This window comes from Pseudocitrobacter cyperus (assembly GCF_039889165.1).
GTDB lineage: Bacteria > Pseudomonadota > Gammaproteobacteria > Enterobacterales > Enterobacteriaceae > Pseudocitrobacter > Pseudocitrobacter cyperus.
The window spans coordinates 65,252-84,473 of the sequence record NZ_JAYMYY010000007.1 but is presented as its reverse complement, the minus strand read 5'-3'; the positions used below and the strand labels follow the sequence as shown (position 1 = coordinate 84,473).

Genomic DNA, 19,222 nt, shown 5'->3' with positions numbered 1-19,222 from the left:
GAAATGACTGTGACTATTTACATTATAGCTTTTACTCCAGCGAAGGGTCAGTGCACAGTAAGCCGTAAGCGGTTAAGCGGCCGAAATTTTCCTGTTCTGCAGAAAGGCTTCGAAATACCGAACGGTATTTTATACGGGTGATTTTATCCTCGAATGATTTGAGTGCATCCATCGTCTTATCATACAGCTCAGTATGCTGGGGCCGGGTCAAATCCCCTGTAATCAATAAGCATGATGACTCACTACCGTCGTCATTTATCGCTTCTGAAACAGAGTTTATCCTGTGTGTGTCAGGCTTACCGGGAACAGGATCAGGGGCTGAGAGAAAAGTTGTTATATCGGTAAAATCCTCTGCGCGTGCTGACAGGGGGGGAACGGCCGCCCTGAGCACGGCTTTATTGATGACCTCATTACCGCTTCCAATAACCTGCATTTGCGCCCTTCTGTAAATAAGTTGTGCGACGGAAAGATTGCCTCTGGAAAGCAAAAAGAGCTCTTCGTTGAGTTCCCGGGTTAACGGTGTCTCCACGTTCGTCCACTGGAGCGGCCAGAGATAGGTAATAAAAGACTGCCAGTCTGGGGTATTGTAGCCCGGCGCTGAAATTATCATAAAGCCTCCGGATTCAGCCCTTCTTGCTATCCTGAGTTTTTTAGAGAGGGTTTCTTCAAACGGGTGATTGCCACAAAAAACCAGCGAAACGCCTAGCGAATCAACAATCTCGTGCAGGAAATCAATCAGTGTGGCTTCACCTCCTGTGCGTGAGAACTTCAGCCGCTGCATTTCATCAATAACCAGAACACCGAGAAAAGAGGATTTAATCTTTTGAGCTATCTGCCGTGCCAGCGATCCGTTTCTGGTTGCCGGTTTCGTTGTGTCTGAACCCAGAACATTATCAAGCATCGCAAGGATGGATTCGCATAGGTCACGGACGCTGGCATTATAGGGACAATTAACCTTTATCCAGATGACCTGATGAGAGACACCGGGAATAGTACCCTTGTACTCTGTATGCTCAATAACCTGAGGAAAATAACCAAGAACCTGTTCCAGCATCGTCGTTTTGCCCGAACCACTGTTCCCGACAATAGTTACAGTATCGGCACTGGGATGGAAATAGCCATCCTCAGGCTCGATATCTGGTCGTTCATCCGCGTAGTAATGCAGGTATTGCTGAGTGCTGCTTTTAAGAGGGTTTCTTGCGGCGTATCCGTCCCGGATTACTCTCTCAAGATATCTATAACATTCTGTGTAGCACGTCTGGGGGCAGCGAAAATTTTTAATACGGTCAACATAATGCCTCCTGACAGAAGCTGAGCCACTCCATCGGATATGTTCATCAGGCGGAGGAAAATGGCTGAAAGCCAGCAAAATTTCCTGTTCATCAAGCATCGGGGGTAACGCTTCGATTAACGGGTTACCTCTGTGCTCGGGAAGAATGGCCTCACGATACTGTGCGATGACTTTTTTCATTTTTTATCTTCCTGAGCGTCCTTGTGACCTTTTTGCCTTGCCAGCCACTGTTCCTTTTCTTTTGGGCCCGGGAGCAGAGAGATGTTTTCGACTGTAGTCAGATGAACTCTTTGAGTTTCAGGTTTCAAAGCGTCAGTGTTTCTCCTGAGCTCCTCCTTTTTATTATTGGAAATGTTCTTCGTTCGGCTTCTGTTCTGCTCCCTGAGAGAACTGAGCCGCTGCAGCCCTGTCTCGTTTAATTTTTCAGCATAGTCATTTACGAGGTGGGTGACCGGCGTCACGGGCGATTTTTCATACTGCAGGTCAATCCAGTCGGCGAGCACATCAGATTCAAGATGAGGCATTCCTTTAAAAATATTCCGTTTCTCAAGCAGTCGGTGCTTAGAAAACGGTTTGTTTTTATCGAGACGTACATAGATATGGTCAACGCAATTATCATCGATGCGGGCATCGCAACGGGATTGACCAAACACCCGTGCAGCTGAAGCCAGGTCGTCATCACACTCATAATAAAGATTACCGTACTGTAATCCGCCGGGGGTGATGCTGACTTGTTCCGGCGGTAAAAGTCGCGAAATGACTTCATCTTCATTAATCGTATGGGCACTAAACCTGCTTTTTTTAAGGCTGATTTTCCAACTGTTCAACGGGGACATCACAAGGTCATGCTCGATCAGGAGAGGGTTTATGTACGCCAGCTCTTTAAAGATGGACTGATTATGCTCAAGAATAGCCAGAATTATTGTTCTGGTGACTTCCTGCAACGTCAAACAGGCTCGCGATGCGGGTAACGGCTCTCCTTTGATAATTTTACCGCCCCGTGTTGAGCCCAGCAGGGGATGGATTGCCTTCTGATTTAAAATCCCGAATCGCCTCTCAACCACACTTTTTCTGTCAGCCCGGTAGACAGGTGCAATTTCAAGCGCAGTCATCGGCGTGACCTTATCCTGGGGCTGGAGACCTATCATTTCACCGTTGTCACATATCAGCTTTACCGGGACGTGCGAGCATGGCCATAGCCTTTCAGAAATATTGATGTCGAACAGTTTGCAAAAATTCTTTTTGGGCATGAAACAGTTAGCCAGAGCCTGCCTGGCCGCCCTCCATGAGGCATGGTAGAGCGAGACATGGACGCCGGTAATCATTCTTGTTGCGCGGTCTACTACCGTATAAATGGTAGGTCGGCCAATCACGCTTGTCTTGTTAAGAGCAGAGACAAGATGCACATCGGCAACAGTGGCGTCGATTTCAAATACGTCTCCTGGCAGCGTACCTGTGTTCGCTGCGGAGCCTGTGCGGGCGCGCTGATTCTGTAAGAAATTCGATACGGTAGATTTTGAGCGGATCCGCGTTCCGGTGGAGATGAGTTTTTTTGACCAGTACTGAAACTGCCGCAGAGAGGGGATGTGGGGAGCTTCGTTTGCCAGCCTGGCTCTGTCAGTTTCGTCCCTGAAAAAGTCACTGGTATATTTTTTATAGGTTTCAGTAAGTGAATATCCGTTGACCTTCAGATAGTACTTCCTGAGAGACTTAACAATATTCTTTTTATCAGTATCTTTCATTAAGAACGTACTTGCGCGTTGCATCGGCAATACCCGATTTTTTTTCTTACTGCCGAGAGGCAAGGCCGTAGTTTTACGTTCTTTTCCAGGTGCTCCGCTTTTAGAGTAGGCGGGGAGAAGGCTATAAATGTTCTGACCATAACGCCAGTAAAGAACCAGTAACATTCGGAGATGAAGTGAATTTACGCCCTTCTCAGACGCGTACTTTACCAGCGCCGCCGAGCGCTTAGACAGGGCGTATTCGAAGAGGAACGTGTTATCGCTGATGAGAGGTAAAATCATTTGATAATTTTCATCCCGCTTTCTTTTACTTAGCGGGTCGATATCTCCTTCATCAACAAGCATGTAAGACGGAAGAACGAAACGGGTGCGTCCGACGGTCCGCGTTTCTACCATGTTGCGAAAGCGCTGGAATGAAAATATGAAGGGTTTGCTTATACGTCTTTCCTGAAGCTCAAAAAGAATTATGGCATCCCGATCAACATCGATGTGCAGAACCCGGTATAAGCCACGCTTCAGCTCATAAGGCCTGTTACTTTCCCAGACGCTGTTTTTTGTTATACCCATCGTTCATTCACCTTCTGATGATAGCTGTTGCTTAATACACGAAGAACGCCGAGTTCAGGTATGGGGGTGGTTAAATCAACCAGAATGAGCTTTTTGGCGATAACCACCTGAATGATGGTCATAATGTCGCTGCCTTCGACATTCAGTCTCCGGGCCTGAGACGAGCAGAGGGCTTCTAAAGCATAGTCACCTGGCTGCAATGCCTGGACAACGTCATCGAAGGGCAGGTGTTCATAGTGTGCCGTATCAATTCTTATGGCTGATGTTATCCATGCAATATTTTTACTCCTGATCCTGTTTAATTCAGAGCCAACGTACACCTTGAATTCAATGTCATGCAGAGCCCAGAAAAGGCGTTCTATTTCTAATTTTTCTGCCATCCGAAGGGTAGGGATACAGTCAGGTTTTACCGCAAAGGCTTTGTATTTAATGCCTCCGGCAGGGTCCTTAACCGTTAAAAGAAAGTCGGTAGTCATCACGTAGAGAACCGGAGGGCCTTTTACCCCTCTGACGAGAGGATGCTTTACACCGATGTGTCCGGCTATCTGTTCGGTGAGATTAAGGGGAAGGAGGGGGAACTGCTCGCGGATATCAATGACAGAATCGTTGAATTCAGCCTGGTAGAAGAAATCACTTTCAATAGAGGACATGACGTGGTGATTTCGCAGGGTTTTCAGGCCAAAGATCAAAGAACGATTACCGTGGGATTTTACATCCTGAACCCTCAGCCAGGGCTGGTAATCCTGGAGTTGACCCGAACCGACACCTTTGCTGAGTGCTTTTTCGTAATCCTCATAAGACCTAAGCCTTCGTTGACGACTCATGATAAGTATTACCGCGAAAATTATAAAAGTTGCATGAAGTGAGCCTAACTCAAATTTAAGTATACAACTTTAGTGTCATTTTTGCCCCATTGATTTACAACTTTGGCGCTTAATATACAACTTTATTGTCTCTGTACAAGTCTCCATTGGTTTGTCTTGTGTTTGAATACGCTAACACCTAAACTTACTTTTAGTAAGTACGCACAAAAAGGTAAGTGTAAAGTGAGTCAGATTAGCCTGTCGCAACAACTCAAAGAGGGGAATCTCTTCGCCGAACAGTGTCCGTCGCGTGATGTGCTGAAACACGTCACCAGCCGCTGGGGTGTATTGATTCTGGTTGCGCTGCGCGAGGGTACCCACCGGTTTAGCGATCTGCGCCGTAAGATGGGCGGGGTGAGTGAAAAGATGCTCGCCCAGTCGTTACAGGCGCTGGAACAGGATGGTTTTCTCAACCGCATCGCCTATCCGGTCGTGCCGCCGCATGTGGAGTATAGCCTCACCCCGCTGGGGGAGCAGGTGAGTGAGAAGGTCGCCGCGCTGGCGGACTGGATTGAGCTGAATTTGCCAGAAGTGCTGGCGGTGCGGGATGAGCGTGCGGCATAAATGCCCCTCACCCTACCCCTCTCCCACAGGGAGAGGGAACCGATAGTGCGGTATAAACGCTCTGCGCCGGTTTTCTCCCTCTCCCTGTGGGAGAGGGCCGGGGTGAGGGGGCATTACTTCCTCAAATCCACCTGATAAATCGCAAAACCGATATTATCCGTCTCGACCTGTTTCATTGGATACTGCGCCTTCTCTTTAATAAATGCCGCGGCTTTCTCCGATGGTGAGGTTTCAAAACGAATATCCAGCGGGGCTTTGCTGGCAATCGGCGCTAAACGCCAGTTGTTATCCGCCGCCGGATGCACCTCTCCTGCCCGTTTTGATTCGGCGCTAATCCAGTTTGCCAGCACAGAACGGTTCTCATCCGGCGAGGCAAAGGCAATATGCCCGTCGCCCGTCCCGGCAAATTTGCCGCCGTATGCGCGATAATTATTGGTCGCCACCAGGAACGTTGCGTTCGGGTCGATCGGTTTCCCGTTAAATTTCAGATCCTTCACACGTTCCGCTTTCGGGTTCACCGTCTGGCATTCGCCGTCGTAGCGGGCGGGTTGCGTAACATCAATCTGATAGGTCACGCCGTCGATAACGTCAAAATTATAGGTGCGGAAGCCATCCCAGTTGATGAGCGACTGCGGTTTTGTGCTGGTCGGGTCGATCTGATTAAACTGCCCTGCAGAGCACTCCAGCCACTCCTTCACCTCTTTACCGCTCGCTTTCACGACAACAAGCGTATTCGGGTAGAGATAAAGATCGGCGGCGTTGCGAAAGGTGAGCTGGCCTTTTTCCACTTCGACATAGCTCGCCGGGTCATTCTTACGTCCACCGGCTTTAAACGGTGCGGCGGCCGAGAGTACAGGCAGTTTCGCCAGATCCGGGTCGCCCTGAATATAGCGCTCGACGTAGGCTTTCTGCGCCATATTGACGATTTGTACGGTCGGGTCGTCCTGCACCAGCGAGAGGAAGCTGTACATATTGTCGGAGGATTTACCGATTGGTTTGCTGACAAACTCGCGGGTGGCGTCGTGATCGGCTTTTAAGATCCCGACCAGTTTGCTGTCTTCCGCCGCCAGCGATTTTTTGGCCGCTGCGTCGTAAATAGGGCGGGCTTGCGCTTTTGAGGAGGCAACCTGCCATTTCCCGCTGTCGTTATTCAGCACCAGATCCACCACGCCGAGGTGATCGCCCCACATGCCCGGCATTACCGCTGGCACGCCGTTCAGTGTGCCTTGATCAATATTCGCCCCTTTGATATTGGCAAAATCTTTCCCCGGAAACACCGCGTGAGCGTGGCCGAACATAATGGCATCCACGCCCGGTACATCGCTGAGGTAGTACACCGAGTTTTCCGCCATCGCCTGATACGGGTCGGCAGAGAGCCCGGAGTGAGCAATCACTATCACCACGTCAGCACCGTTTTTACGCATCTCCGGCACATAACGGCGGGCGGTTTCGGTGATGTCGTTGACCGTGACTTTGCCCTCAAGATTCGCTTTGTCCCAGGTCATGATTTGCGGCGGCACAAAGCCGATATAACCGATACGCAGCTTATGCGTTGCGCCATCTTTATCTTTCACCGGGGTATCTTTAATGAGGTAAGGCGTAAAAAGCGGCTTTTTGCTCTTAACGTCGATGATATTGGCATTAATATACGGAAATTTCGCACCTGCGATGGCTTTATGCAGGAAATCCAGCCCGTAATTAAACTCATGATTGCCGAGGTTTCCCACGGTGTAATCGAGCGTGTTCATGGCCTTGTATACCGGGTGCGTATCACCGGTTTTCATCCCTTTTGCCGCGGCATAATCGCCCATCGGGCTACCCTGAATCACATCACCGTTATCAACCAACACACTATTGGTACTCTCGGCTCGCGCGGCATTGATCAGGCTGGCGGTGCGAACCAGTCCGAATTTTTCGGTTGCAGAATCTTTGTAGTAGTCGAAATCCATCATATTGCTGTGCAAATCAGTGGTTTCCATAATACGGAGATCGACGGTGGCGGCATTAACGCTGGCTGCAATCAGCGTGGCCAGGAGCGTTGCGCTAAACTTAATCATCAGGAAGCGTCCTTTTCAGATCCGGGGCACAAAAGAAAATGTATATACATTCTGTTGCTTACAGGAATGTGAATCATGCCAGAAAAGACGGTGCGGAAACCGGCAGCGCTTCACAGATATCCTGGCCGTAAGGCGATGATGGGAATGGCGCAATGACTGACGATGCGATATAAATAAAACAACGAGTTAACACCGCTGCAATTTCAACGAGGTGGAGAATGTTAGAACAAGTATGTCAGCTTGCACGGAACGCGGGCGATGCCATTATGCAGGTTTATGATGGAGCGCTACCGATGGATGTTGCCAGCAAGAAAGACGATTCTCCCGTCACGGCAGCGGATATTGCAGCGCACCATGTCATTATTAAAGGTCTTCAGGCGCTGGCGCCCGATGTCCCGATTTTATCGGAAGAAGATCCGCCGGGCTGGGAGGTTCGTCAGCACTGGCAGCGTTACTGGCTGGTCGATCCGCTGGATGGCACCAAAGAATTTATCAAACGCAACGGTGAGTTTACGGTTAACATCGCGCTGATTGAGAAAGGTAAGCCGGTACTGGGTGTGGTGTATGCGCCGGTCACGAAAGTGATGTACAGCGCGGCAGAGGGGAAAGCCTGGAAAGAAGAGTGCGGCGTGCGTAAGCAGATCCACGCCCGCGATGCGCGCCCGCCGCTGGTGGTCATTAGCCGCTCGCACAGTAACGATCCAGAACTTGCTGAGTATCTACAACAACTCGGCGAGCATCAGACCACGTCTATCGGTTCATCGCTGAAGTTCTGCCTGGTGGCGGAGGGGCAGGCGCAGCTCTACCCGCGCTTCGGGCCGACCAACGTCTGGGATACCGCCGCTGGTCATGCGGTGGCCGTTGCCGCCGGGGCGCGAGTTCACGACTGGGAGGGGAAAACCCTCGATTACTCGCCGCGAGAATCTTTCCTTAACCCCGGCTTTCGGGTCTCTATTTTTTAAGTAATGTATGCAGCAGGGCTATCACCTGCTGCACCTCATCCTGCGTCAGCGCGCCGTCTTTCGCCCACTTTACGCGCCCGTCTTTATCCAGTACCGCAATCGCCGAACTCTCTTCTTCCAGTTGCCAGGCTTTCCTCACCACGCCGTTGCTGTCGACGATAATCTGTGACCATGGGAAGAGCTTTTTATTGCTCTCCAGGCTATTACGCACAAACATCCCGGTGCCGGGAATGGCGTCGTCGGTGTTGACGATGGTGGTGGTTTGATAGCGGTCATGGGGCAGGTTCGCCGCTTTAATGGCTTCAATCAGGCCGGCATTCTTCTCTTTGGCGGAAGTGCGCCCGGCAATATGTTGCACCACTCGCACTTTTCCAGGAAGCTGCGCGCTATTCCAGCTTTTGTAGCTAAACTTATCATTGTCGAGTATCAATTCACCGCGATCGGCGACGCCCACCGCGGGGACGCGCTCCCCCTCCTTCAGAGAGTGGGCGGATGCCATTAAGGGCATTAACAGGCATGAGATGGCCAACAGAGAACGTAAGGTCATGGTGTGTCCTTCTTTTTATGCAGGTGATCCGACCACTTGGCCGATGCTTTTAAGCATAAGTGCTATTGATATGTTTTTCCCGCAAGGTTAATGCCACTTTGTGGGGGAACGCACATAACCGCAGTAAATCGAAGGCTTATACTGTATTCATCGTATAGCTGAAAAGAAAATTCTCAATTATTGTAATAAAAAGGTAAATAAAGCTCCCTATACTAGGGTAGCTCTGTGGTTATGGACTATAGTTAACGGGTATTTAACATTGCGCCCCGGAGCGTTGAACCAAATTTGGAATCAACAAGGGCGTTATACTCGCAGGAGATAAGAATGAAAATTTTCCAACGCTACAACCCGCTTCAGGTGGCAAAGTACGTGAAAATCCTGTTTCGTGGACGGTTGTACATCAAGGACGTTGGTGCTTTCGAGTTTGATAAGGGGAAAATTCTACTCCCTAAGATTAAGGACAAGCAGCACTATTCTGTGATGTCCGAGGTCAACCGCCACGTTATGCGTCTGCAAACAGAGATGGCTTAACGGCAGCTAGCGGCAGAAAAGCAAACGGCTCCCGATGGGAGCCGTTGATGTTTTCAGGGCAGCTTTTTTTACGCAGCCGTTCCTTTCTCTTCGATGTCTGCCTGTTTCGGCACCAGCATCGTCGGCTTGTTATCGATACGCGTTACCAGCAACTGGTCGATGCGATAGTTATCGATATCCACCACTTCGAATTTGTAGCCTGAGAACTTCACCGCATCGGTGCGTTTCGGGATTTTGCGCAGCATAAACATCATGAAGCCGCCGATGGTTTCATAGTTGCCAGACTGCGGGAAATCGTCGATGTCCAGTACACGCATCACATCGTCAATCGGTGTGCCACCGTCGATCAGCCACGAGTTTTCATCACGCGCGACAATCTGCTCTTCCAGCCCCTGGCCGACTAAATCGCCCATTAGCGTGGTCATAACATCGTTGAGGGTGATAATACCCACCACCAACGCATATTCGTTCATGATCACCGCGAAATCTTCACCCGCGGTTTTGAAACTTTCCAGCGCTTCAGAGAGGGTTAAGGTATCCGGCACAATCAGGGTGTTACGAATCTGTACGCCGCTGTTCAGCGCCATGCTCTGATTCGCCAGCACACGGTTCAACAGGTCTTTGGAATCGACATAACCGATGATGTGGTCAATGTCTTCGTTACACACCAGGAACTTCGAGTGCGGATGTTCAGCCACTTTGTTTTTCAGGCTCTGCTCGTCTTCATGCAGATCGAACCAAATCACGTTTTCGCGCGACGTCATTGAAGACGGCACGGTACGCGATTCCAGCTCAAACACATTTTCAATCAGCTCGTGTTCTTGTTTACGCAGTACGCCTGCCAGCGCACCGGCTTCCACCACGGCATAGATATCATCAGACGTAATGTCGTCTTTGCGCACCATCGGCAGTTTGAAAATGCGAAAGATATTGTTGGCGAGGCCGTTAAAGAACCAAACCAGCGGACGGAAGACCAGAAGACAGAAGCGCATCGGGTTGATGATGCGTAAAGCCACGGCTTCCGGGGAAATCATACCGATGCGCTTCGGGGTGAGGTCAGCGAACAGAATAAACAGGCCAGTCACCAGCGAGAAGGAGAGGATAAAACTCAACTGCTCTGCCAGTTCAGGCGACATGTAGTTTAAAAACAAACTGTGGAACGCCGGTGAGAATGCCGCATCGCCCACGATACCGCCCAGAATGGCGACCGCGTTAAGGCCAATTTGCACCACGGTGAAGAACATACCGGGGTTTTCCTGCATTTTCAGGATGCGTTGCGCATTCACATTGCCTTCATCGGCCAGCAGCTTGAGTTTGATTTTACGGGAGGCGGCCAGCGAGATCTCGGATATCGAGAAAAAGGCGCTGACGGCAATCAGGCAAAGTATTACTAAAATACTGTTTAACATATCTTATCCGACCGTTAAGGCCAGATCCTCGGAAGGGAAGTTGAACGTTCGTGTGGAATACACTAAAAACCAGCCCGAAGGCACTGGGCCGGTAAATTCGCAGCTAGTATAGCGTAAAAGCGTGTAAATTCGCCAGTGGGGTGCGTTTGGCGTCGCGGGAGGGCTATTCAGCGGCGTTATTGAACCGGGCAGCGAGGCGCTACGTCGGTTGCAAAACCGCCTGAAACACCCGCGGGGGCTGGCGTTTAATTGAGTGCTTCAGGGCGGGCTATTTGAACGCCGCTTTCCGGGTGCAGGAGAGCGGCGGCAAATTTTATTGCGGCGGCAGGCAAACGCCAATTCCACCGATCCCGCAGTAGCCATACGGGTTTTTATGCAGATATTGCTGGTGGTCATCTTCCGCATAATAGAACGGTTTAGCGGCGGCGATTTCCGTTGTGATGCGGCGATCGTCGCCTGCGCTTTTCATCGCAGCCTGAAATCGTTCGGCGCTGGCGTGTGCTTCACGCTCCTGTTCTGGCGTCAGCACATAAATTGCCGAGCGATATTGCGTGCCGTGGTCGTTCCCCTGCTGCATGCCCTGTGCCGGGTCGTGGTTTTCCCAGAACACCTGCAACAGTTGCGCATAGCTAATGACGGAGGGATCATAAACGACACGTACCGCCTCGGCATGTCCGGTCTGGCCGGAGCACACTTCGCGGTAGGTCGGATTTGGCGTATAACCGCCACAGTAGCCTGCCGCGGTGCTGTAGACGCCAGGCAACTGCCAGAAGAGGCGTTCTACCCCCCAGAAGCATCCCATCGCGAAAATCGCGACTTCCATTCCGTCCGGGATGTTGGTCATCGAGTGGCCGTTAACGGCATGTAATGTAGTAATGGGCATCGGTGTATTGCGTCCTGGTAACGCATCCGACTGAGACACAAGGTGATTTTTCTCAAATAAGCTCATAGGACGGTCTCCAGATTACGAGATGTGCAGTTAAGGTTGTAACCAGGCGTGTCTTTTAACACAATAAACACGCTGAATACGACTAGATTTAAACATAAGAATAATTTGGGGTGTTGTCTCTTTTTCAACCCTTTAACTTTCAGGGTTGTTGAAAAACAGAGCGTCATACGTATGAGCAGGGAATTGGTTGATACGTTTCCGACGCCGTTATTGCCGTGGAAAGGCTTTCGTTTCCATTGGGGTGGAAACAGAATATTCAGGAGAAAATGTGCGACAAATCCGCCAGTTATGTTTGGTCAGCCTGCTGCTGACCAGCGGTGTTGCCGATGCAGCGAATATCCGTTTGCAGGTTGAAGGACTTTCAGGGCAACTGGAAAAAAACGTTCGAGCGCAGCTCTCGACCATTCAGGGTGACGAGGTAACGCCGGATCGCCGCTTTCGTGCGCGCGTCGATGATGCCATCCGCGAAGGGCTGAAAGCGCTCGGTTACTACGAACCGACCATCGATTTTGAACTTAAACCACCGCCGGCAAAAGGGCGCCAGGTGTTACTGGCAAAAGTCACACCCGGTGAACCGGTGCGCATTGGTGGCACCGATGTTGTCCTGCGCGGCGGCGCGCGCACCGATAAAGATTACCTCGCGTTGCTGAAAACGCGTCCGGCGATTGGCACCATTCTCGATCACAGCGATTACGACGATTTCAAAAAAGGCTTAACCAGCGTTGCGCTGCGTCGCGGCTATTTTGATAGCGAATTTAAAAAGAGCCAGCTCGGCATCGCCCTTGACCGACATCAGGCATTCTGGGATATCGATTACGACAGCGGCGAGCGTTATCGCTTTGGCGAGGTGACTTTTGAAGGATCGCAGATCCGCGAAGAGTACCTGCAAAATCTCGTGCCGTTTAAGCAGGGTGATTACTACCAGTCCAGCGACCTGGCTGAACTGAATCGACGCCTGTCGGCCACCGGTTGGTTTAAATCGGTGATTGTGGCGCCGGAGTTCGAAAAATCACGCGAGACCAAGATATTACCGCTGCATGGCGTGGTTTCGCCGCGCAGTGAAAACACCATCGAAACCGGTATAGGCTATTCGACGGACGTGGGCCCGCGCGTGAAGGCGACGTGGAAAAAACCGTGGATCAACTCTTATGGGCACAGCCTGACGACCAGCGCCAGCCTCTCCTCGCCCGAGCAGATCCTCGATTTCAGCTACAAGATGCCGCTTCTGAAGAACCCGCTTGAGCAGTACTACCTGGTGCAGGGGGGCTTTAAACGTACCGATCTCAACGATACCGAAGCCGACTCCACCACGCTTGCGCTGTCGCGCTACTGGGATCTCTCCAGCGGCTGGCAGCGGGCGATTAACCTGCGCTGGAGCTTCGATCACTTTACCCAGGGTAATGTGACCAACACCACCATGCTGCTTTATCCGGGCGTGATGATTAGCCGTACCCGTTCGCGCGGCGGCCTGATGCCGACCTGGGGCGATTCCCAACGTTACTCCATCGACTACTCCAACACGGCCTGGGGGTCAGATGTCGACTTCAGCGTCTGGCAGGCGCAGAACGTCTGGATCAGAACGCTGTACGATAAACACCGCTTTGTCATGCGTGGCAACCTTGGCTGGATTGAAACCGGCGACTTCGACAAAGTGCCGCCGGATCTGCGTTTCTTCGCCGGGGGCGACCGCAGTATTCGTGGCTATAAGTACAAATCGATCTCCCCGGAATACGACGACGGAAAACTGAAAGGGGCTTCTAAACTGGCGACGGGCTCGGTGGAGTACCAGTACAACGTCACCGGGAAATGGTGGGGCGCTGTGTTTATGGATGGTGGCGAAGCGGTGAGTGATATCCGCCGCAGCGACTGGAAAACCGGTGCAGGCGTTGGCGTTCGCTGGCAGTCGCCCGTGGGCCCGGTCAAGCTCGACGTTGCCGCCCCGGTGGGCGACAAAGACGAGCATGGATTACAGTTCTACATCGGTCTGGGGCCTGAATTATGAGTTTATGGAAGAAAATAAGCCTCGGCGTACTGATTTTTATCGTGCTGCTTTTGGGGGCGGTGGCGTTCCTGATTGGCACCACCAAAGGGTTGCATCTGCTGTTTAACGCCGCGAACCGCTGGGTGCCTGGGCTGGAAATTGGTCAGGTGACGGGTGGATGGCGTGACCTGACGCTGAAAAATGTGCGTTACACGCAGCCGGGCGTGGCGGTAAACGCGGGAGAGTTCCATCTGGCGGTAAAAACAGCCTGTCTGTGGGACAGCAGCCTGTGTGTGAACGATATCGCCCTGCGTGATGTTAATGTCGCCATCGACAGCAGCAAAATGCCGCCAGCGGCAGCAGCGCCGGAAGAAGAGGAGAGCGGCCCGCTCAATCTCTCCACGCCTTATCCCATCACCCTGAGCCGTGTGGCGCTCAATAATGTGAATATCAAAATTGACGATACGACCGTGTCGGTGATGGATTTCACTACCGGGATGAACTGGCAGGAGAAAAACCTGACCCTGACGCCAACCACGCTGGAAGGATTGCTGATAGCCCTGCCGAAAGTAGCGGACGTCGCGCAGAAAGAGGTCGTCGAGCCGAAAATCGACAACCCGCAGCCGGAAGAGAAACCGCTTGGCGAGACGATGAAAGACCTCTTCGCAAGGCCGGTGCTGCCAGAAATGACCGATGTTCATCTGCCGCTCAATCTGAATATCGAATCTTTCAGCGGCGAACAACTGCGCATCACGGGTGATACGGATCTGACGGTTTATAAAATGCTGCTGAAGGTAAGCAGCATCGACGGCAACATGAAGCTGGACGCGCTCGATATCGACTCCAGTCAGGGGACGGTAAACGCCACCGGTACGGCACAGCTTACCAACGACTGGCCGGTTGATATTACCCTGAACAGTACGCTTAACATCGACCCGCTAAAGGGCGAGAAAATTAAGCTCAAGCTGGGCGGCGACGTGCGTAAGCAACTGGAACTGGGCGTGAATCTCTCCGGCCCGGTCGATATGTCACTGCGTGCGCAAACCCAACTGGCGGAGGCCGGGTTGCCGCTGAATCTGGAAGTGACCAGCAAACAGGTTTACTGGCCGTTTACCGGCGAGAAGCAGTTCCAGGCTGATGATCTGAAGCTGAAGCTCAGCGGTAAAATGACGGACTACACCCTGTCATTCGCCACTGCGGTGAAAGGCCAGGGGGTACCACCCGCCAATATTAAGCTGGATGCGAAAGGCAACGAACTGCAGGTTAATCTCGATAAGCTGACGGTGGCGGCGCTGGAAGGCACGACTGAACTAAAAGCGCTGCTGGACTGGCAGCAAGCGATAAGCTGGCGCGGCGAGCTGTCCTTGCACGGTATCAATACGGCGAAAGAGGTGCCGGACTGGCCATCGAAGCTTGATGGTCTGATTAAAACCCAGGGCAGTCTCTATGGTGGTAGCTGGCAGATGGATGTGCCCTCGCTCAAGCTGACCGGTAACGTGAAGCAGAATCGGGTAAACGTCGAAGGCTCCCTGAAGGGCAATAGCTACATGCAGTGGATAATCCCTGGTCTGCATCTGGAACTGGGGCAGAACAGCGCCGACGTGAAGGGTGAGCTGGGGGTTAAAGATCTTAATCTCGATGCCACCATTGATGCGCCGAATCTGGATAACGCTTTGCCAGGGCTTGGCGGGACGGCGAAAGGCCTGGTGAAAGTGCGCGGTACGGTGGACGCGCCGCAGCTTCTGGCGGATATCACCGCGCGTGGCCTTCGCTGGCAGGAGCTTACCGTCGGTCAGGTGCGCGTGGAAGGCGATGTGAAATCCACTGACCAGATTGCCGGTAATCTTGATGTGCGCGTTGAGCGTATCGCCCAGCCGGGCGTGGATATCAACCTGGTGGATCTCAGCGCCAAAGGTAGCGAGAAACAGCATACCCTGAATCTGCGCATTAACGGTGAACCGGTCTCCGGGCAACTGGCGCTGGCAGGCAGTTTTGATCGTAAAGAGGAGCGCTGGAAAGGCTCGCTAAGCGATACGCGTTTCCAGACCCCGGTTGGCCCGTGGTCGCTCACGCGCGCAATCGCGCTGGATTATCGCAACAAAGAGCAGAAAATCAGCGTTGGCCCGCACTGCTGGACTAACCCGGACGCCGAACTCTGCGTGCCGCAGACCATCGACGCCGGGGCGGCAGGCCGCGCGCAGGTTAACCTCAACCGCTTCGACCTGGCGATGCTCAAGCCATTTATGCCGGAAGAGACGCAGGCCAGCGGCGTGTTCAGTGGTAACGCCGACGTAAGCTGGGACACCACCAAAGAGGGGCTGCCGCAGGGCAAAGTGACGCTTAACGGGCGCAACGTGAAGGTTACGCAAATCGTGAACGACGCGCCGCTGCCGGTGGCCTTCGACACCCTGAATCTGAATGCGGACTTGCATAACAACCGCGCCGAACTGGGCTGGATGATCCGCCTGACCAACAATGGTCAACTGGATGGCCAGATACAGGTTACTGACCCGCAGGGGCGGCGTAATCTCGGCGGCAACGTCAACATCCGCAATTTCTCGCTGGCGATGATTAACCCTATCTTCGCCAAAGGCGAGAAAGCGGCGGGCACACTGAACGCCAATCTGCGCCTGGGAGGTGACGTTCAGGGGCCGCAACTCTTCGGTCAGTTGCAACTGAACGGTGTGGATATTGACGGTAACTTCATGCCGTTCGATATGCAGCCGAGCCAGATTGCGATGAATTTCAACGGCACGCGTTCCACTCTGCAAGGGGAAGTGTTGACCCAGCAGGGAAGTATTAACCTCAGTGGTAACGCCGACTGGACGCAAATCGACAACTGGCGCGCCAGCGTCGCGGCGAAAGGCAGCCGGGTGCGCATCACCGTGCCGCCGATGGTGCGCCTTGATGTCTCACCGGATGTGGTCTTCAACGCCACGCCGAGCCTCTTCACGCTCGACGGCAGTGTCGATGTACCGTGGGCGCGCATCGTGGTGCATGACGTACCGGAAAGCGCGGTCGGTGTTTCCAGTGATGAAGTGATGCTTAACGACCAGTTGCAACCGGAGAACCCGAAAACCGCGTCGATCCCGATCAACAGCAACCTGACCATTCACGTCGGCAACAACGTGCGTCTGGATGCCTTCGGCCTGAAAGCGCGCCTGACCGGCGATCTCAAAGTGGCGCAGGATAAGCAGGGACTGGGTCTGAACGGACAGATCAACATCCCGGAAGGGCGTTTCCACGCCTACGGGCAGGATCTGATCGTGCGTAAAGGTGAACTGCTCTTCTCCGGGCCGCCGGATCAACCGTTGCTGAATATCGAAGCGATTCGTAACCCGGACGCCACCGAAGATGATGTCACCGCCGGTATTCGCGTCACCGGCCCGGCTGACCAGCCGAAAGCCGAGGTCTTCTCCGACCCGGCGATGTCGCAGCAGCAGGCACTCTCTTACCTGGTTCGTGGACAGGGGCTGGACAGCGATCAGAGCGACAGTGCCGCGATGACATCCATGCTTATTGGCCTGGGGGTTGCACAAAGTGGTCAGGTTGTGGGTAAAATCGGCGAGACATTTGGCGTAAGCAATCTGGCGCTGGACACACAAGGGGTGGGGGACTCCTCCCAGGTGGTGGTCAGTGGCTACGTACTGCCAGGTCTGCAGGTGAAATATGGTGTAGGGATCTTTGACTCCTTAGCGACTCTCACGTTACGCTATCGCCTGATGCCTAAGCTATATCTGGAAGCGGTGTCTGGGATCGACCAGGCGCTTGATTTGCTCTATCAGTTTGAGTTTTAGCAATGCGAATATTTGTATACGGCAGTTTGCGGCGTAAACAAGGCAACAGCCACTGGATGACTAACGCCCAGTTGCTTGGCCAGCACAGCGTCGACGACTATCAACTGTACAGCCTGGGCCACTATCCAGGCGCGGTGCCGGGAAAAGGCACAGTACACGGTGAAGTTTACCGGGTTGATGCGGCGACGATGTCTGAACTTGACGAGCTGCGTACCAAAGCGGGTGAATATGCTCGCCACCTTATCCAAACGCCTTACGGTAGTGCCTGGATGTACGTCTATCAGCGCCCGGTCGATGGGCTGACGCTGATAGAAAGCGGAGACTGGTTAGACAAAGACCGCTATTAATACGCATAACGCCACCTTCGGGTGGCGTTGTTTTTTGTGCGTCATACCGCGTTTATTCTGCAATCTGTTCCCGTTTTCTCTTCACGCTACGTTCCTCTTTCCAGATTAAAGAAAACCTTAAAAAGGACGCTGGCGCGTTTTACCCCAAAAAGGCAAACTCGACGGTGAACTGCTGAGTTATACTTTGTATAACCTCAGGAGGGCGCTATGCACGTTACCATCAAAAAATGGGGAAACAGTATGGGGATGGTCATTCCAGGTACCGTCGTCAAAGAGCTGAATCTGTCCGCCGGGCAGAACATGGAGGTCAATGTGAAAGAAAACCAAATTATCCTGACGCCGCTGAAGCGGCACTACTCGCTGGATGCGCTGCTGGCCCAGTGTGATATCAATGCGCCCGCGTTAAGCGAAGATGACATTTGGGGTAAGAGCGGCCCGCAGGGCGATGAAGTATGGTGAAAAGCTCGGAATTTGCACGTGGAGATATCGTGCTGGTGGGCTTTGAACCCGCGACCGGACACGAACAAAAAGGTGTGGGGCGTCCAGCACTCGTGCTGTCTGTCAGCGCCTTTAACCGGTTCGGAATGGTGCTGGTAGCACCCATTACGCAGGGGGGAAACTACGCGCGTTATGCCGGTTTTACTGTTCCACTGAGCTGCAAAACCGGCGACGTTAGCGGTGTTGTGCTGGTTAATCAGTTTCGCATGATGGATTTACGCGCGCGCGGCGCGAAGAAACTGGGCGAGGTGAGCGCGGAAGTGATGGAGGATGTGTTACTTCGGGCGCAGGCAATTCTTGATTAGTGCAGAGAGCACCAGGCTAGATTAGGCGTTAGCCGCTATCTTCAGGCATAAAAAAACACCGCCGAAGCGGTGTCTTTTATCACGCAAAAAGAAATCTTATTTCTTCGCACGCTCGAAGGAAGCAATGATTTCAGCTTTAGCCGCTTCAGCATTGTCCCAGCCGTCAACTTTAACCCATTTGCCTTTTTCGAGGTCTTTGTAGTGCTCGAAGAAGTGGGTGATCTGCGCTTTCAGCAGTTCTGGCAGGTCGTTCACATCTTTGATGTGATCGTACTCTTTGCTCAGTTTGGTGTGCGGTACGGCAACCAGTTTAGCGTCTTCGCCAGACTCGTCGGTCATCTTCAGCACGCCAACCGGACGGCAGCGAATAACAGAGCCTGGCTCCAGCGGATACGGCGTTGGAACCAGTACGTCAACCGGGTCACCGTCCAGAGACAGGGTGTGGTTGATGTAACCGTAGTTGCACGGATAGAACATCGCGGTGGACATGAAGCGGTCAACGAACAGTGCGCCGCTCTCTTTGTCGACTTCGTATTTAATAGGATCCGCATTCGCCGGGATCTCGATAACAACGTAGATATCTTCCGGCAGATCTTTACCCGCAGGGACGTTGAGTAAGCTCATGTCTGTTTCCTTTAAAATGTATGGCAAACAAGTGGCGGGTATTATAGCCAACTCAACACGAAAGTCTTGACCTGTTTTATCTCTTCTCTTACCTGCTACGCCTTTTTCAGCCCCTTCTGATAACTCTAAAATCCATAAAGTTAGCCGCATTCTGTATAATTTTATGAAAGCGCTTACATCTGCGCTTT

The 19,222-nt window shown here is 52.5% G+C and carries 16 protein-coding genes; 8 read left to right on the top strand and 8 right to left on the bottom strand.

The window, feature by feature from the left end; translation table 11 throughout:
* Positions 1 to 31 precede the first annotated feature (31 nt).
* Genes VSR74_RS19395 through VSR74_RS19385 form a run of 3 tightly spaced genes read right to left on the bottom strand, consistent with a single transcriptional unit; the run spans position 32 to position 4,424 of the window.
* Positions 32 to 1,471, bottom strand: a complete 1,440-nt coding sequence (locus VSR74_RS19395; RefSeq protein WP_171932751.1) for an AAA family ATPase — start codon at positions 1,469 to 1,471, stop codon at positions 32 to 34.
* Positions 1,468 to 3,600, bottom strand: a complete 2,133-nt coding sequence (locus tag VSR74_RS19390; protein WP_171932752.1) for a transposase — start codon at positions 3,598 to 3,600, stop codon at positions 1,468 to 1,470. The genes VSR74_RS19395 and VSR74_RS19390 overlap by 4 nt, the downstream gene beginning before the upstream one ends.
* Positions 3,591 to 4,424: a TnsA endonuclease N-terminal domain-containing protein gene (locus tag VSR74_RS19385; protein ID WP_171932753.1), complete on the bottom strand. Its 834-nt coding sequence runs from the start codon at positions 4,422 to 4,424 to the stop codon at positions 3,591 to 3,593. Before VSR74_RS19385 ends, VSR74_RS19390 begins: the two co-directional genes overlap by 10 nt.
* Before the next feature lie 222 nt (positions 4,425 to 4,646).
* On the opposite strand from VSR74_RS19385, the gene VSR74_RS19380 reads away from it, so the two are divergent.
* On the top strand, positions 4,647 to 5,027 hold the full coding sequence (locus VSR74_RS19380; RefSeq protein WP_347796222.1) for a winged helix-turn-helix transcriptional regulator: 381 nt from the start codon (positions 4,647 to 4,649) through the stop codon (positions 5,025 to 5,027).
* 113 nt (positions 5,028 to 5,140) lie between these two features.
* Here the strand turns inward: VSR74_RS19380 and VSR74_RS19375 are convergent, their stop codons facing one another.
* The gene (locus VSR74_RS19375) at positions 5,141 to 7,084 is read right to left on the bottom strand and encodes a bifunctional 2',3'-cyclic-nucleotide 2'-phosphodiesterase/3'-nucleotidase (RefSeq protein ID WP_347796221.1); all 1,944 of its coding nucleotides are present in this window, start codon (positions 7,082 to 7,084) and stop codon (positions 5,141 to 5,143) included.
* Positions 7,085 to 7,302: 218 nt separating this feature from the next.
* On the opposite strand from VSR74_RS19375, the gene cysQ reads away from it, so the two are divergent.
* A complete protein-coding gene (gene cysQ, locus VSR74_RS19370) occupies positions 7,303 to 8,046 on the top strand; it encodes a 3'(2'),5'-bisphosphate nucleotidase CysQ (RefSeq protein ID WP_347796220.1) in 744 nt (247 codons plus the stop codon).
* On the opposite strand, the gene VSR74_RS19365 is transcribed toward cysQ, so the two are convergent.
* Positions 8,036 to 8,593 (bottom strand): YtfJ family protein, encoded by a 558-nt coding sequence (locus tag VSR74_RS19365; RefSeq protein ID WP_347796219.1) that lies wholly within the window; start codon positions 8,591 to 8,593, stop codon positions 8,036 to 8,038. The two genes, cysQ and VSR74_RS19365, sit on opposite strands and share 11 nt — an antisense overlap.
* A gap of 324 nt (positions 8,594 to 8,917) precedes the next feature.
* Here VSR74_RS19365 and VSR74_RS19360 point away from each other — a divergent pair, with 324 nt between their 5' ends.
* Positions 8,918 to 9,124: a DUF1107 domain-containing protein gene (locus VSR74_RS19360; protein WP_015966176.1), complete on the top strand. Its 207-nt coding sequence runs from the start codon at positions 8,918 to 8,920 to the stop codon at positions 9,122 to 9,124.
* A gap of 68 nt (positions 9,125 to 9,192) precedes the next feature.
* Here the strand turns inward: VSR74_RS19360 and paeA are convergent, their stop codons facing one another.
* Entirely contained in the window at positions 9,193 to 10,533 is a 1,341-nt protein-coding gene (gene paeA, locus VSR74_RS19355) for a polyamine export protein PaeA (RefSeq protein WP_347796218.1), read from the bottom strand.
* Positions 10,534 to 10,846: 313 nt separating this feature from the next.
* The gene (gene msrA, locus VSR74_RS19350; protein ID WP_347796217.1) at positions 10,847 to 11,482 is read right to left on the bottom strand and encodes a peptide-methionine (S)-S-oxide reductase MsrA; all 636 of its coding nucleotides are present in this window, start codon (positions 11,480 to 11,482) and stop codon (positions 10,847 to 10,849) included.
* A gap of 268 nt (positions 11,483 to 11,750) precedes the next feature.
* Here msrA and tamA point away from each other — a divergent pair, with 268 nt between their 5' ends.
* From tamA to VSR74_RS19325, 5 genes are all read left to right on the top strand, one after another.
* Positions 11,751 to 13,484 (top strand): autotransporter assembly complex protein TamA, encoded by a 1,734-nt coding sequence (gene tamA, locus VSR74_RS19345; protein ID WP_347796216.1) that lies wholly within the window; start codon positions 11,751 to 11,753, stop codon positions 13,482 to 13,484.
* Positions 13,481 to 17,260, top strand: coding sequence for an autotransporter assembly complex protein TamB (tamB, locus tag VSR74_RS19340; protein ID WP_347796215.1), 3,780 nt, complete (start codon positions 13,481 to 13,483; stop codon positions 17,258 to 17,260). Before tamA ends, tamB begins: the two co-directional genes overlap by 4 nt.
* A gap of 2 nt (positions 17,261 to 17,262) precedes the next feature.
* Entirely contained in the window at positions 17,263 to 17,607 is a 345-nt protein-coding gene (locus VSR74_RS19335) for a gamma-glutamylcyclotransferase family protein (RefSeq protein ID WP_347796214.1), read from the top strand.
* A gap of 207 nt (positions 17,608 to 17,814) precedes the next feature.
* Positions 17,815 to 18,066 carry an AbrB/MazE/SpoVT family DNA-binding domain-containing protein gene (locus VSR74_RS19330; protein WP_347796213.1) on the top strand — a complete coding sequence of 84 codons (252 nt, stop codon included), beginning with the start codon at positions 17,815 to 17,817 and terminating at the stop codon, positions 18,064 to 18,066.
* Positions 18,060 to 18,410, top strand: coding sequence for a type II toxin-antitoxin system ChpB family toxin (locus tag VSR74_RS19325; RefSeq protein WP_347796212.1), 351 nt, complete (start codon positions 18,060 to 18,062; stop codon positions 18,408 to 18,410). Before VSR74_RS19330 ends, VSR74_RS19325 begins: the two co-directional genes overlap by 7 nt.
* A gap of 96 nt (positions 18,411 to 18,506) precedes the next feature.
* Here the strand turns inward: VSR74_RS19325 and ppa are convergent, their stop codons facing one another.
* Entirely contained in the window at positions 18,507 to 19,034 is a 528-nt protein-coding gene (gene ppa, locus VSR74_RS19320; protein WP_004857176.1) for an inorganic diphosphatase, read from the bottom strand.
* Positions 19,035 to 19,222 lie beyond the last annotated feature (188 nt).

Excerpts from the sequence above, each read along its gene's own strand:
- ppa (WP_004857176.1), bottom strand. The coding sequence starts at position 19,034 with ATGAGCTTACTCAACGTCCCTGCGGGTAAAGATCTGCCGGAAGATATC.
- msrA (WP_347796217.1), bottom strand. The coding sequence starts at position 11,482 with ATGAGCTTATTTGAGAAAAATCACCTTGTGTCTCAGTCGGATGCGTTA.
- VSR74_RS19330 (WP_347796213.1), top strand. The coding sequence starts at position 17,815 with ATGCACGTTACCATCAAAAAATGGGGAAACAGTATGGGGATGGTCATT.
- VSR74_RS19365 (WP_347796219.1), bottom strand. The coding sequence starts at position 8,593 with ATGACCTTACGTTCTCTGTTGGCCATCTCATGCCTGTTAATGCCCTTA.
- VSR74_RS19385 (WP_171932753.1), bottom strand. The coding sequence starts at position 4,424 with ATGAGTCGTCAACGAAGGCTTAGGTCTTATGAGGATTACGAAAAAGCA.
- VSR74_RS19390 (WP_171932752.1), bottom strand. The coding sequence starts at position 3,600 with ATGGGTATAACAAAAAACAGCGTCTGGGAAAGTAACAGGCCTTATGAG.
- cysQ (WP_347796220.1), top strand. The coding sequence starts at position 7,303 with ATGTTAGAACAAGTATGTCAGCTTGCACGGAACGCGGGCGATGCCATT.
- VSR74_RS19325 (WP_347796212.1), top strand. The coding sequence starts at position 18,060 with ATGGTGAAAAGCTCGGAATTTGCACGTGGAGATATCGTGCTGGTGGGC.
- VSR74_RS19360 (WP_015966176.1), top strand. The coding sequence starts at position 8,918 with ATGAAAATTTTCCAACGCTACAACCCGCTTCAGGTGGCAAAGTACGTG.
- VSR74_RS19335 (WP_347796214.1), top strand. The coding sequence starts at position 17,263 with ATGCGAATATTTGTATACGGCAGTTTGCGGCGTAAACAAGGCAACAGC.
- VSR74_RS19395 (WP_171932751.1), bottom strand. The coding sequence starts at position 1,471 with ATGAAAAAAGTCATCGCACAGTATCGTGAGGCCATTCTTCCCGAGCAC.
- paeA (WP_347796218.1), bottom strand. The coding sequence starts at position 10,533 with ATGTTAAACAGTATTTTAGTAATACTTTGCCTGATTGCCGTCAGCGCC.
- tamB (WP_347796215.1), top strand. The coding sequence starts at position 13,481 with ATGAGTTTATGGAAGAAAATAAGCCTCGGCGTACTGATTTTTATCGTG.
- VSR74_RS19375 (WP_347796221.1), bottom strand. The coding sequence starts at position 7,084 with ATGATTAAGTTTAGCGCAACGCTCCTGGCCACGCTGATTGCAGCCAGC.